The organism is Aeromonas sp. FDAARGOS 1406, assembly GCF_019048565.1.
GTDB classification, from domain to species: Bacteria; Pseudomonadota; Gammaproteobacteria; order Enterobacterales; family Aeromonadaceae; genus Aeromonas; species Aeromonas caviae.
In genome coordinates this window covers 4,537,236-4,550,975 of record NZ_CP077378.1, presented here as the reverse complement: position 1 = coordinate 4,550,975, position 13,740 = coordinate 4,537,236, and the positions used below count along the sequence as shown (strand labels likewise).

Genomic DNA, 13,740 nt, shown 5'->3' with positions numbered 1-13,740 from the left:
TCCTTATTTGCCGAGCGCCTCTGGACGCTGCCAGCTGGTGACATAACCGGGGTATTCAACCCCTTCGCAGATCGGGCCGACGGCCAGGGCATCCCGGGTGTCGAGCATCACCGCCACCTCGTCGGTGAAGGTCTTGGCATGGGCCTGCCCCGCCGCAAAGGCCTTGGGATGGGGACCATGGGTGAAGCCGGCAGGGTGGAAGGTGACCATGCCCCGCTTGATGTTGTCCCGGCTGAAGAAGTCCCCGGCGTGGTAGAAGAGCACTTCGTCGAAGTCGTCGTTGCTGTGGTAGAAGGGCACCCGCAGGGCGCCTGGGTCGCTCTCGATGGGACGCGGCACGAAGGTGCAGACCACGAACCGGCTCGCAACGAAGGTGGTGTGGGCCGAGGGAGGCAGGTGGTAGCGGTGGCTCATCAGCGGGCGGATATCCCGCCAGTTGAGGCGCACCACGCACAAGTCCCCGTGCCACCCTTGTGCATCCAGCGGGTTGAAGGGCCAGGTGACGACCGAGACCTGATCGTGGCGCTTGATCTGCAGCGACCAGGGGTTTTCATCCTGCTGGGCCAGGAAGCGCTCGTTGATGGCGGGCACGTCCAGGGCCGCCGGATCGAAGATGGCGTGATTGCCCACCAGTCCCTTGTCCGGCAGCTGATAACTGTCTTCCGTCGCCTCGATCATCAGGATGAAGAGGGGTGCGGTGGGCTCGATGCGCCACATGGTGCCACGGGGGATCACCACGTAGTCCCCCTCCCGCAGGGTCAGATGGCCGTAGTCGCAGAAGAAGTCGCCTCCCCCCTCGTGAATGAACAGGAGCTCGTCGCCATCGGCGTTGCGCACCAGAAACGGCATCCTCTCGCTCAGGCGCCAGATGCGGTAGCGGCAGTGGGGGTTGCTGAGCAGATCCGGCATCACCCAGGGGGAGAGGGAGCTCACCTCCTCCTGCAGATCGTTTAAGTCAAACGCCCGTGGCCGAAGCGGCCCTTCCCAGTTGACCCAGTCGGTGGGAGCGTGCTTGTGGTGCATGTGGGTGGCCGGACCGAAGAAGCCCGAGCGCCCCAGCTCGCGCTCATAGATGGCCTGCTCCGGCAGATCGGCATGGGCCTGGCGGGAGTGGGTTCCCTCCCGATGGGGGAAGCTTATCCAGTTACGCATCGCTCGGTTCTCCGTTTTTCTGGCCCTGCGCGGCACTGTTCACCTCCCCTTGCGTGGATCCGTCCAGCACGCCACGGCGGATCTGATCCAGCTCGATGGATTCGAACAATGCCTGGAAGTTGCCCTCACCAAAGCCCTCGTTACCCTTGCGCTGGATGATCTCGAAGAACACGGGACCGATGACGGTATCGGTGAAGATCTGCAGCAGGATGCCGTCTTTCGTCGGCGAGCCGTCGATGAGGATGCACAGCGCCTTCAGCGCGGCCAGATCCTCCTGATGACCCGCGACCCGGCTGTCCACCTTCTCGTAGTAGGTGTCCGGCGTCGGCATGAAGCCGGTTCCCCGCCCTCTGAGCGTGCGGATGGTGTGATAGATGTCGGCAGAGGCGAGCGCGATGTGCTGGATCCCCTCCCCCTTGTACTGGCGCAGGTACTCCTCTATCTGGGACTTGTCGTCCGCCGACTCGTTGATGGGGATGCGAATTTTGCCGCAAGGGGCCGTCATGGCGCGCGAGTGCAGTCCGGTCAGCTTGCCCTCGATGTCGAAGTAGCGGATTTCCCGGAAGTTGCCGATCCGCTCGTAGAAATTCGACCAGAGGTTCATATTGCCGCGATGGACGTTGTGGGTCAGGTGGTCGATCTCATAGAGCCCCGCGTCCACCTCGGCCATGCGGGCCTGCCAGTCGGGGTAGAAGATAAAGTCCACGTCATAGATGGAGCCCCGATCGCCATAGCGATCGACAAAGGAGAGGGTGCTCTCGCCGATGCCGTAGATGGCGGGGATGTTGAGCTCCATGGGGCCGATTTTGCCCACAAACGGCTTGGCCCCCTGGCCAATGGCGTACTGCTGGGCACGGCCGGCATCGCTCACCCGAAACGCCATGCCGCACACGCTCGGACCATGGGCCCGGGCAAACTCCTCCGCCTGGGAGTGGGGCTCGGCATTGACCACGAAGTTGATGTCCCCCTGGCGATAGAGCCAGCACTGCTTGTGCCTGTGCTTGGCCACTTCGGCAAAGCCCAGTGAGACGAACAGCGCCTTGAGAGCCGCAATGCCCTTGAGATCCGGCGCCGTGTACTCGACGAACTCAAACCCGTCGGTGCCAAGGGGGTTGATGGTGTGAGTACGGGAAGAAGGGGTGGTCATAATGCGCTCCTTGCGATGAACTGATAACGAAACGGTTCACGCCGCAAGGGCTCGACAGGCAGCCCGCACGGCTTTGTTAACAACTTGTTTCATTAGAGTGGCGAGCGCAGGGAATGAGAAGGGGCGGCGTTCAGATAGTTTGGCGGGGATCCGCGCCAAAAAATGTAAATGAAATGTGACATAGCAGCCCCAACCTTGCACTGCGCTCGTTAGCGTCCCGCAAGGCTGTCAGCTTTGCCTTACAGCGACCAATAACGGGGTTCGATATGGGGCAGCACCGCCCTCGCCTTTAGCAATCGAGTCCTTTGCGGGTTGATGAGCCAGGCCTGCTCCCCCAACGCCAGCAGGGGCAGATCGTGCAGGCTGTCACTCAGGGTGAGTGCGGCCTCCAGGGTCAGGAGCTCGGGCAGCAGCTTGTGCCTGCCATGGCAATAGAAGCGCGGCACCAGGCCGCCGAAACGGTAACCCATCCGCGAGCCGATGATGCGGTGAGGGAGCCTTGGCAGTTGACGATGGAGCTGGGCACGGACCAGGGCGCGGGGACTGGCGGAGATGACCCAGCAGCGGTGCCCCTCCCCCGTCAGGAGGGCTCGCGCCTCCCGATACAGACCGGGCCGGGTCAGGCTGTACTGCCGTACCAGGGCGCGCCAGGCCAGGGGGGATAGCCCGAGGGTGATGGCCCACCAGATGAGTGCAATGCCGCGACTGCGATGACCTGGCAGCAGATAGATCACGGCACCGAACGCCATCAGTGGCCACAGCAGCAGCGGCCAGATACGGCGGCGCAAGATGAAACGCAGCAACCCCGCATGGCTGTCATCCGGCGCCAGGGTGTCATCGAAGTCGGCCAGGATCCAGCCACGGGCTGGGACTCTCGCGGTTGCAGCGCTCATTCGGTGATCTCTGCGATGGCGGCATGCAACTCGGGCAGGAGGAACAGCGCCCCCTCATCGGGCGGACAAACGAGATCGAAGCTCTCACCTGCCAGGGTGAAGGCGAGGCGCCAGGCGTGCAGATAACCGCGATCCGCCGCCGTGCCGCCGTAACGCTCATCTCCGAGGATGGGGGCTCCCACGCTCTTCAAGGCCACCCGGATCTGGTGGGTCTTGCCGGTCCGGGGCTTGATGCGATAAAGGCGCAGCCCCTCGCGCACCGAAACGGAGTCGAACCAGCTGATGGCCGGGTTATCCTGGGTGCGGCTCAGCATCCAGCTGCCGCCTCGCCCTTTCTCCATGTCACCCTTCACCCAGCCCTGCTTCTTCTTCGGCTTGCGATCGGAGAGTGCCAGATACTGCTTGCTCACTTCCCGCGCCGCGAAAGCCATGCTGAGGGCGCGATTCGCTTCGGCGGTGCGGGCCAGCAGCACCAGCCCAGAGGTCATCTTGTCCAGTCGATGGACCGGATAGAGGTCAAGACCGGTATCCATTCTGACCCGATTGACGAGACCCGGCTCGCCGGCATCATCGTGCATGCCAATGCCCGGACGCTTGTTGATCACCATGAAATCTTTGTGCTGCAATAGTATCCGGTACATGTATAACCCTTTAGAATGTTACTTGTTAACAACTTGAATGCAGGCCTGCAGGCCATCTTCATGGACCCTCAGCACAAGAATCGCACGAATGAAAAAATGCCTGTTTTGGCTGTTGTTGCTTGGCATCACTTGCTTCTCGCCCCTCCAGGCCAGTGAACGGACACGTGATCTGCCGGAGAAGGTGGTATTGCAGTTGCGCTGGCTGCATCAGCCCCAGTTTGTGGGCTATCACATGGCCAAGGCCAAGGGGTATTACGCCGACGCCGGTCTGGATGTCGAGATAAGGCCAGGTGGCAAGGGAATAAGTCCGGTTCAGGAGGTGCTGGCCGGACGCGCCGACTTTGGCGTCGGCAACACCGAGGTGCTGACCCACTACGCCCAGGGCAAGCCACTGCTGGCGCTGGCCAGCGTCTACCAGCACTCTCCCTCCATCTTCCTGGCACGCCGCGACAGCGGCATTCTCACCGTTGCGGACATGCGTGGCAAACGGATCATGATGTTTCCGGGTCATCAGGATGCCGAACTGCTGGCCACCCTCTACTATCAGGGGCTTCACGAGCGCCAGCTCATCCCGGTACCCACTTCGGTCAACATCGACGATCTGATCGCCGGCCGGATAGACATCTTCAACGCCTATCTGAGCAATGAGCCCTTCTATCTGGAAGAGCGCGGCATCTCGGTGTCCGTCATCAACCCTCGCAACTACGGCATCGATTTCTACAGCGACATTCTCTTCACCACCCAGGCACAGGAGCGGCTCAATCCGGAGCGGGTGGCACGTTTTCGTGCAGCCAGCCTCAAGGGATGGCGCTATGCCCTCACCCACCCCGAGGAAGCCATCGCCCTGCTGCGCACGGAGTATGGCGTCAACCGCAGCCAGGCCCACATGGAATACGAGTTGCAGATGAGCAAGGAGATGATCCAGCCGCTCTATGTGGAGATCGGGTATATGAATCCGGATCGCTTCGCTCACATCATGCGGCAGCTGGTGGAGATAGGCCTCCTTGCCAAACCGGCCTCCCTGACCCGTTTCCTCTATCAGGTCCCCTCAGAACAGTGGATCTTCTGGCGTCCATGGTTCCTGCTGAGCCTGGGTGTTGGTGGTCTCATCCTGCTGCTCTCCCTCTATCTTCTGATGAGCAACAAGCGGCTCAACCAGGAAGTGGCCCTGCGCAAGCAGCGAGAGCAGGAGATACTGCAACTGGCTCGCCTCGATCCCCTTACCGGGCTGCCCAATCGACTGAGCCTGATGGAGCAGTTGAAACACCAGGTGCAAAGCGACAATCCTGGCTGCCTGCTGTTTTGCGATCTCAATGACTTCAAGCGCATCAACGACAACTTCGGCCACAGCCAGGGGGATGCCATCCTCTGCCAACTGGCCCGACGGATCCACGACGCCATCGGCCACCAGTGCTATTTTGCCCGCTTGGCAGGGGACGAGTTCATCCTGCTGCTGCCGGGCTACGATATCCGTCAGGCAGAGGAGGTCACCGCCGTGATCCGCCAGGCCATGCAGACCCCCTTCGTGGTCAATGACCAGCCGATGCAGGTGGGCATCAGCATCGGCGTCAGCCACTACCAGCATGACTGGAGCCCGGAGCAGTGGCTCATCCAGGCCGACAGGGCCATGTATTGTGACAAGGGTGGCCGCGTCATCACGCTGGCGGAGCAGTCCGGCTGACTGGTTCATCTCCCGGCACACAGAGCCGATACCCCCATGAAACCAATAAACAGGAAGGCCACCCCAGGGGTGGCCTTCCTGCATTGCATGAGTCTGACCGCTCTTACCCGAAGGTCTGCTCCAGGGATTTGAGCTGGCGAGCCTTGGTGAGCAGGATGTCGCTCGAGGTGTCCATGTCCTGCATCTTGTTGCTGTTGGTGTGGGAGTGCTGGGAGATGGCGTTGACGTTGCGGCTGATGTCCTCCACCACCACCTGCTGCTCCTCTGCCGCCGTCGAGATCTGGGCCGAGAGCTCCACCACCCGTTCTATTTCCGCCAGCACCTGATGCAGGCTCTCTGATCCCTGGCGGGTCAGGGTCACGCAGGATTGGGTCTGTTGCAGGTTCTGCTGCATCATGCCCTTCCAGCCGTTCAGGGTACGCTGGATCTGGCCTATGCTGCTCTGGATCTGCTCGGTCGCCTTGTGGGTGCGCGTGGAGAGGGTTCGCACCTCGTCCGCCACCACCGCAAAGCCTCGCCCCTGCTCCCCTGCCCGCGCCGCCTCGATGGCGGCGTTGAGCGCCAGCAGATTGGTCTGATCCGCAATGCCCTGGATCTCGCTCATCAGCACACCGATGCGGTCCGACTCCTCCGCCAGTGCCACGGCGGCCGTGAAGGCATGCTCTGCCTGGGTGGCCAGCTCCGTCACCCTGTGCTGGGTATCTTCCAGCTGCTGATCGGTGTGTTGGCAGTGCGCCTTGGCCTGGGCTATCTGGTTGTCCGTCTCCAGGATATTGCGGGCAATCTCGTGGGCTGTCGCCGCCATCTCGGTGATGGCCGTCGCCACCTGCTGGGTCTGGACATCCTGTTCGGCGATGTCGGCGCTCGCCTCGCTGGAGGCTGTTTTCAGATGCACCGCGAGATCCTGCAGGGAGAGGGTCGCATCGTCCACTCGTCCAAGGACGGTGCGGATCCTGGCCTGCAACAGCTTGATGTGGAAGTCTGCAATGGCACTGGCATCCTCCCCCGAATAGATGAGCCGGGTCAGGCTGTCATATTCGTCCGCGAGCTGTCGCAGATAACGGGGGGTAGTGATGAGGGTGTCACGATAGATCAGGGCCAGCCACAAGAGAGGCAACAGGGTGAACAACGGCCCCCAGGGCCCCATCAGATAGGCCCCCCCTGCCAGCATCAGCAAGACACCGATGATGGCCAGCCCGTGGCGCATCGGGCGCAGGCTCAATCCGCCCTTTCGCTCCCCCCGCTCCACGCTCTTCAATCTGGCATAGGTGCGCCCGGCCACGGCTTTCATCTCCGGCGCGGCGCGACTGCGGACCGACTGGTAGCCATTGATCCGCCCCTGCTCGAAGATAGGGGTGACATAGGCATCCACCCAATAGTAACGCCCATCCTTGCAGCGGTTTTTCACCATGCCGCGCCAGGGTTTGCCCTGCTTGAGCTTGCCCCAGAGGTCAGCAAAGGCAGCCTTGGGCATGTCCGGGTGGCGAACCATGTTGTGGTGCTGGCCGATGAGCTCAGCCCGGCTGTACCCCGCTACCCGGCAGAAGTGATCATTGGCGTAGGTGATCACACCCTGCAGGTCCGTAGTGGAGACCAGCTGTTCATTGGCAGGAAAATCCACCTCTTCGTCGATGAGATGAACCTGGCTTTTCTTCATGGCGCACACCCCTTGTTTGATCACCCACTGAGCGTAGCCAAACGCCTACGGGCAAGCAACGCAGAGACCCAGTCGGGGAGGATGGCTGAGACACAATTTGCATCCTGTTTGACGCCGCGCAAGATTATGACCCCAAAAGACCAGGTTTGGCCAAAAAACACTCGGCATTTTCCCAGGTTCACCTCTCTCCCACACGATGCATCACACCAAAAAATGGTTCCAACGAGTCTGTGTTACTGGTGTTACCAGGGGCCCGTCAGGGGAGAGCACACTTGATACGACCTTGGACCTAAGCATAATTGACGTTAACGTAAACGTAGTGTGAGATGATGCCGTTCACCCTACACATCCAGCAGACACGCACCCCATGAAAGGAGTCACCATGTCCAACCTCTCCCCCTCGGCCGGCAAGCGTTTTCGCACGGCCCTGGCCAACGAAAAGCCCCTGCAGATAGTCGGCACCATCAATGCCTACATGGCGCTGATGGCCGAGCGCAGCGGCTTCCAGGCCCTCTATCTCTCCGGCGCCGGGGTGGCGAACGCCTCCTATGGCCTGCCGGATCTCGGCATGACTTCCATGAATGACGTGCTCATCGATGCCGAACGCATCACTGCCGCCACCCAGGTGCCACTCTTGGTGGACATCGACACCGGCTGGGGGGGCGCCTTCAACATCGCCCGCACCATCCGCGCCTTCGAGCGCGGCGGTGTGGCCGCCGTCCACATGGAAGATCAGGTGGCCCAGAAGCGTTGCGGCCACAGGCCCAACAAGGCCGTGGTCAGCGTCACCGAGATGGTGGACAGGATCAAGGCGGCGGTGGATGCCCGCCAGGACGAGAGTTTCGTCATCATGGCCCGCACCGACGCCCTGGCGGTGGAAGGGCTGGGCTCGGCCCTGGAGCGCGCCGCCGCCTATGTGGAGGCGGGCGCCGACATGATCTTCGCCGAAGCGGTCACCGAGCTCGAGCAGTACGACCGTTTCAGGCAGGCGGCCGGGGTGCCGATCCTCGCCAACATGACCGAGTTCGGCAAGACCGAGCTGTTTGACAAGGAGGCGCTCGCCTTGCATGGCGTCGACATGGTGCTCTACCCCCTGAGCGCCGCCCGCGCCGCCAACCAGGCCGCCCTCAACGTCTATCAGACGCTTCGCCGCGACGGCCACCAGCGCGCCGTGGTCGACACCATGCAGACCCGGGAGTCCCTCTACGATTTTCTCGGTTACCACCACTACGAGCAGACCCTGGACAGGCTGTTCACCCAGGATCTTTCGACCAAGGAATAAGACGGCGACCGGCCGCCTTATGCTGGCGGCTGGCGCATCAACGGACTGAATGAGGAAACATGTGATGAGCGCCCTGCCCGAAACCACCGGCTTCAAGCCGAAGAAATCCGTCGCCCTCTCCGGCACCGCCGCCGGCAATACCGCCCTGTGCACCGTGGGCCTCAGCGGCAACGATCTGCACTACCGTGGCTACGACATCCTGGACGTGGCCACCAACTGCGAGTTTGAAGAGATAGCCCACCTGCTGGTGCACGGCCACCTGCCCAATGTGGCGGAGCTCGCCGCCTACAAGGCCAAGCTCAAGGCCCTGCGCGGCCTGCCCACCGGGGTCAGGACCGCCCTGGAGCAGTTGCCTCCCTCCGCCCACCCCATGGACGTGATGCGCACCGCCGTCTCCGTGCTGGGGTGCCTGTCGCCGGAGAAGGACGATCACAACCACCCGGGCGCCCGGGACATCGCCGACAAGCTGATGGCCTGTCTCGGCTCCGTGTTGCTCTACTGGTACCACTTCAGTCACAACGGTAAACGCATCCATGTGGAGACCGACGACGACTCCATCGGCGGCCACTTCCTGCACCTGCTGCACGGGCACAAGCCACGCGACTCCTGGGTTCGCGCCATGCACACCTCTCTCATCCTCTACGCCGAGCACGAGTTCAACGCCTCCACCTTCACCGGCCGCGTCATCGCCGGCACCGGCTCGGACATGTACTCCTGCATCACGGGAGCCATCGGTGCCCTGCGCGGGCCCAAGCACGGGGGCGCCAACGAGGTGGCTTTCGAGATCCAGAAGCGCTACGAGAACCCGGACGAGGCGGAGGCCGACATTCGCGCCCGCATCGAGAAGAAGGAGGTGGTCATCGGCTTCGGCCACCCGGTCTACACCGTCTCCGATCCCCGCAACAAGGTGATCAAGGAGGTGGCGCGCGAGCTCAGCCAGGAGCAGCACAACACCAAGATGTTCGACATCGCCGAGCGGCTGGAGTCCACCATGTGGGAGGCCAAGAAGATGTTCCCGAACCTCGACTGGTTCAGCGCCGTCAGCTACCACATGATGGGGGTGCCCACCGCCATGTTCACCCCGCTGTTCGTCATCGCCCGCACCTCAGGCTGGTCGGCCCATGTCATCGAGCAGCGCATCGACGGCAAGATCATCCGCCCGAGCGCCAACTACGTCGGCCCGGAGGATCTCCAGTTCGTGCCGCTCAAGGAGCGCAAGTGATGATCAACACGCAATATCGCAAGCCCCTGCCCGGCACACAGCTTGACTACTTCGACGCCCGGGAGGCGGTGAACGCCATCGCCCCCGGCGCCTGGGACAGGCTCTCCTACACCGCCCGCGTCCACGCCGAGAACCTGGTTCGCAAATGCGATCCGACCATCCTCGGCGAGTGCCTCGGCCAGATAGTCCATGGCAAGCGCGATCGCGACTTTCCCTGGTTCCCGGCGCGGGTGGTGTGTCACGACATCCTGGGGCAGACCGCCCTGGTGGACCTCGCGGGCCTTCGCGACGCCATCGCCGAGCAGGGGGGCGATCCCGCCCAGGTGAACCCGGTCGTGCCGGTGCAGCTCATCGTCGACCATTCCCTGGCCGTTGAATGTGGCGGCTTTGACCCCCAGGCATTCGAGAAGAACCGCGCCATCGAGGATCGGCGCAACGAGGATCGCTTCCACTTCATCGACTGGACCAAGCAGGCGTTCAAGAACATCGAGGTGATCCCGCCAGGCAACGGCATCATGCACCAGATCAACCTGGAGAAGATGTCCCCTGTCATCCACGCGGACCGCGGTATTGCCTACCCGGATACCTGCGTCGGCACCGACAGCCACACCCCCCACGTTGACGCTCTGGGCGTCATCGCGGTGGGGGTGGGTGGGTTAGAGGCCGAGAACGTCATGCTGGGGCGCGCCTCCTGGATGCGGCTGCCTTCGATCGTCGGCGTGGAGCTCTCCGGCAAGCCGCAACCCGGCATCACCGCCACCGATCTGGTGCTCTCCCTCACCGAATTCCTGCGCCAGCAGAAGGTGGTCGGCGCCTACCTGGAGTTTCGTGGCAAGGGGGCCGCCGCCCTCACCCTCGGCGATCGGGCCACCATCTCCAACATGGCGCCGGAGTATGGCGCTACCGCGGCCATGTTCTTCATCGACCAGCAGACCCTCGACTACCTCAGACTCACCGGCCGTGACGACGAGCAGGTCAGGCTGGTGGAAACCTATGCCAGGGAGGCCGGTCTCTGGGCCGATGCCCTGGCGAGCGCCCAGTACGAGCGGGTGCTGCACTTTGACTTGTCGAGCGTGGTGCGCACCCTGGCGGGCCCCTCCAATCCCCACCGTCGCCTGCCGGTGACCGAACTTGCCACGCGGGGCATCGCGGTGGATCTGGACAAGGCTCGTGCCCAGGAGGCTGACGGCCTCTTGCCCGATGGCGCCGTCATCATCGCCGCCATCACCAGTTGCACCAACACCAGCAACCCGCGCAACGTGATCGCCGCAGGCCTGTTGGCCCGCAACGCCAACCGGCTCGGCCTCAGCCGCAAGCCCTGGGTCAAATCCTCCCTCGCCCCCGGCTCCAAGACAGTCGCCCTCTACTTGAAAGAGGCGGGACTGGACGAGGAACTTGAGCGGCTCGGCTTCGGCGTCGTGGCCTTTGCCTGCACCACCTGCAACGGCATGTCCGGTGCCCTGGATCCCGCCATCCAGCAGGAGATCATCGAGCGGGACCTCTACGCCACAGCGGTGCTCTCGGGCAACCGCAACTTCGACGGCCGCATCCATCCCTATGCCAAGCAGGCGTTTCTCGCCTCCCCGCCCCTGGTGGTGGCCTACGCCATCGCCGGCACCATCCGCTTCGACATTGAAAAAGATGTGCTGGGGGTGGTGGACGGCAAGGAAATTCGCCTCAAGGATATCTGGCCGTCTGATGAAGAGATCGACGCCGTGGTCAAGGCGTCGGTCAAGCCGTCCCAGTTCCGCCAGGTCTATATCCCCATGTTCACCCAGGAAGAGGATCAGAGTCCCAAGGTGACGCCCCTGTACGACTGGCGTCCGCAAAGCACCTATATCCGTCGCCCCCCTTACTGGGAGGGGGCACTGGCGGGCGAGCGCACCCTGCGCGGCATGAGGCCCCTGGCGCTGTTGCCGGACAACATCACCACCGACCACCTCTCCCCTTCCAACGCCATTCTGCCCGGCAGCGCGGCGGGGGAATATCTGGCGAAGATGGGCCTGCCGGAGGAGGACTTCAACTCCTACGCCACCCACCGCGGCGATCACCTGACCGCCCAGCGCGCCACCTTCGCCAACCCCCAGCTGGTCAACGAGATGGCGGTGGTGAACGGCGTGGTGCAGAAGGGGTCCCTCGCCCGCGTCGAGCCGGACGGCAAAGTGATGCGGATGTGGGAAGCCATCGAGACCTACATGGCACGCAAGCAGCCCCTCATCATCGTGGCCGGTGCCGACTACGGTCAGGGCTCGTCCCGTGACTGGGCGGCCAAGGGGGTGCGCCTTGCCGGGGTGGAGGTGATCGCGGCGGAAGGCTTCGAGCGCATTCACCGCACCAACCTCATCGGTATGGGGGTGCTGCCGCTCGAGTTCAAACCGGGCACCACCCGCCTCACGCTGGGCCTCGATGGCACCGAGACCTATGACGTGGTGGGAGCACGCCAGCCGCGCACCGATCTCACTCTGGTGATCCGCCGTCGCAGCGGCGAAGTGATCCAGGTGCCAATGACCTGCCGCCTCGACACCGCCGAGGAGGTCTCGGTCTATGAGGCGGGTGGCGTGCTGCAACGCTTCGCCCAGGACTTCCTGGCGTCAACCGCGCAAAAGGCCGCAAGCTAAATCGCAACCCCGCCCCTTTGAAAAAGGGGAAGGCATAAGGCACCCTCTCCCTTTGGGAGAGGGTTGGGGTGAGGGGACATCCCCCTCATCCGCCCTTCGGGCACCTTCTCCCAGAGGGAGCAGGATCAATGACTCTTCTAAGGACACTCTCTATGGCCCACATACCACAAGTCAGAATTCCGGCCACCTACCTTCGTGGCGGCACCAGCAAGGGGGTCTTCTTTCGCTTATCTGACCTGCCCGAGCGCTGCCAGCAGCCGGGCCCGGCACGGGATGCCTTCTTCCTGCGGGTCATCGGCAGCCCCGACCCCTACGGCGCCCACATGGACGGCATGGGGGGGGCCACCTCCTCCACAGCCAAGTGCGTGATCCTCTCCAAAAGCCAGCAACCCGATCACGATGTGGACTACCTCTACGGCCAGGTCGCCATCGACAAGGCATTCGTGGACTGGAGCGGCAACTGCGGCAACCTCTCCACCGGCGCCGGGGCCTTCGCCATCCACGCCGGCCTGGTGGACCCGTCCCGCATCCCGGAGCACGGCACCTGTGAGGTGCGGATCTGGCAGGCCAATATCGGCAAAACCATCCTCGCCCACGTGCCGGTGACAAACGGCCAGGTGCAGGAGACAGGCGATTTCGAGCTGGACGGGGTGACCTTCCCCGCCGCCGAGATCGTGCTGGAGTTTCTCGAGCCGTCCGACGAGGGTGAAGACGGCGGCGCCCTCTTCCCCACCGGCAATCTGGTGGACGATCTGGAGGTACCCGCGTCTGTTGTAAAGAGCGGCGTACTGAAAGCCACCCTGATCAGCGCAGGCATCCCCACGGTGTTCGTCAACGCCGAGGACATTGGTTATGAGGGCACCGAGCTGCGCGAGGCGATCAACACAGACCCGCAAGCGCTCGCCCGTTTCGAGGCGATCCGGGTTGCCGGTGCCCTGCGCATGGGGCTCATCAAGCGCCCCGAAGAGGCGGCCACTCGCCAGCACACCCCGAAAATTGCCTTCGTCGCACCCGCCAAGGATTACCGCACCGCCAGCGGCAAGGAGATTATTGCCGGCGAGATCGATCTGCTGGTGCGGGCCCTCTCCATGGGCAAGCTGCACCACGCCATGATGGGCACCTGCGCCGTGGCCATCGGCACGGCGGCGGCCATTCCCGGCACCCTCGTCAATCTGGCCGCCGGGGGCGGCGAGCGCGAAGCGGTGCGCGTTGGTCACCCCTCCGGCACCCTGAGAGTCGGAGCCCAGGCAGAGCAGGTAGCGGGACAGTGGACGGTCACCAAAGCGGTGATGTCCCGCTCCGCCCGCATCCTGATGGAAGGCTGGGTGCGGGTCCCTGGAGATGCCTTCTAGCCCGCTGCGGCATCACACCGACCAGGCCAGCCAGACGAAAAGAGCCCCAAGGCGACTGCCTCAGGGCTCTTTTTTGGATGTTTCAGGCTGTGAAA

Annotated in this window: 10 protein-coding genes; 5 read left to right on the top strand and 5 right to left on the bottom strand. The window is 63.3% G+C overall.

The window, feature by feature from the left end:
• Positions 1-3: 3 nt before the first annotated feature.
• The 4 genes from I6L36_RS21355 to I6L36_RS21340 form a co-directional block, all read right to left on the bottom strand.
• On the bottom strand, positions 4-1,152 hold the full coding sequence (locus tag I6L36_RS21355; protein WP_210556062.1) for a homogentisate 1,2-dioxygenase: 1,149 nt from the start codon (positions 1,150-1,152) through the stop codon (positions 4-6).
• Positions 1,145-2,299, bottom strand: coding sequence for a 4-hydroxyphenylpyruvate dioxygenase (hppD, locus tag I6L36_RS21350; RefSeq protein WP_109112664.1), 1,155 nt, complete (start codon positions 2,297-2,299; stop codon positions 1,145-1,147). Before hppD ends, I6L36_RS21355 begins: the two co-directional genes overlap by 8 nt.
• 239 nt (positions 2,300-2,538) lie before the next feature.
• Positions 2,539-3,192: an HAD family hydrolase gene (locus I6L36_RS21345; protein ID WP_109112663.1), complete on the bottom strand. Its 654-nt coding sequence runs from the start codon at positions 3,190-3,192 to the stop codon at positions 2,539-2,541.
• Entirely contained in the window at positions 3,189-3,833 is a 645-nt protein-coding gene (locus I6L36_RS21340; RefSeq protein ID WP_103242962.1) for a TIGR01621 family pseudouridine synthase, read from the bottom strand. The genes I6L36_RS21345 and I6L36_RS21340 overlap by 4 nt, the downstream gene beginning before the upstream one ends.
• A gap of 88 nt (positions 3,834-3,921) precedes the next feature.
• Here I6L36_RS21340 and I6L36_RS21335 point away from each other — a divergent pair, with 88 nt between their 5' ends.
• Positions 3,922-5,514 carry a GGDEF domain-containing protein gene (locus I6L36_RS21335; protein ID WP_109112662.1) on the top strand — a complete coding sequence of 531 codons (1,593 nt, stop codon included), beginning with the start codon at positions 3,922-3,924 and terminating at the stop codon, positions 5,512-5,514.
• Positions 5,515-5,617: 103 nt separating this feature from the next.
• Here the strand turns inward: I6L36_RS21335 and I6L36_RS21330 are convergent, their stop codons facing one another.
• The gene (locus tag I6L36_RS21330) at positions 5,618-7,171 is read right to left on the bottom strand and encodes a PAS domain-containing methyl-accepting chemotaxis protein (protein WP_216986913.1); all 1,554 of its coding nucleotides are present in this window, start codon (positions 7,169-7,171) and stop codon (positions 5,618-5,620) included.
• 382 nt (positions 7,172-7,553) lie between these two features.
• Between I6L36_RS21330 and prpB the strand changes: the two genes are divergently transcribed.
• From prpB to prpF, 4 genes are all read left to right on the top strand, one after another.
• A complete protein-coding gene (prpB, locus tag I6L36_RS21325; protein ID WP_052814557.1) occupies positions 7,554-8,453 on the top strand; it encodes a methylisocitrate lyase in 900 nt (299 codons plus the stop codon).
• Between the two features lie 64 nt (positions 8,454-8,517).
• Complete coding sequence (gene prpC / locus I6L36_RS21320; protein ID WP_216986912.1) at positions 8,518-9,675, top strand: 2-methylcitrate synthase; 1,158 nt, start codon at positions 8,518-8,520, stop codon at positions 9,673-9,675.
• Positions 9,675-12,293, top strand: coding sequence for a Fe/S-dependent 2-methylisocitrate dehydratase AcnD (acnD, locus tag I6L36_RS21315; protein WP_216822657.1), 2,619 nt, complete (start codon positions 9,675-9,677; stop codon positions 12,291-12,293). The genes prpC and acnD overlap by 1 nt, the downstream gene beginning before the upstream one ends.
• Positions 12,294-12,445: 152 nt before the next feature.
• Positions 12,446-13,645 (top strand): 2-methylaconitate cis-trans isomerase PrpF, encoded by a 1,200-nt coding sequence (prpF, locus tag I6L36_RS21310; RefSeq protein WP_109112660.1) that lies wholly within the window; start codon positions 12,446-12,448, stop codon positions 13,643-13,645.
• Positions 13,646-13,740: the final 95 nt, after the last annotated feature.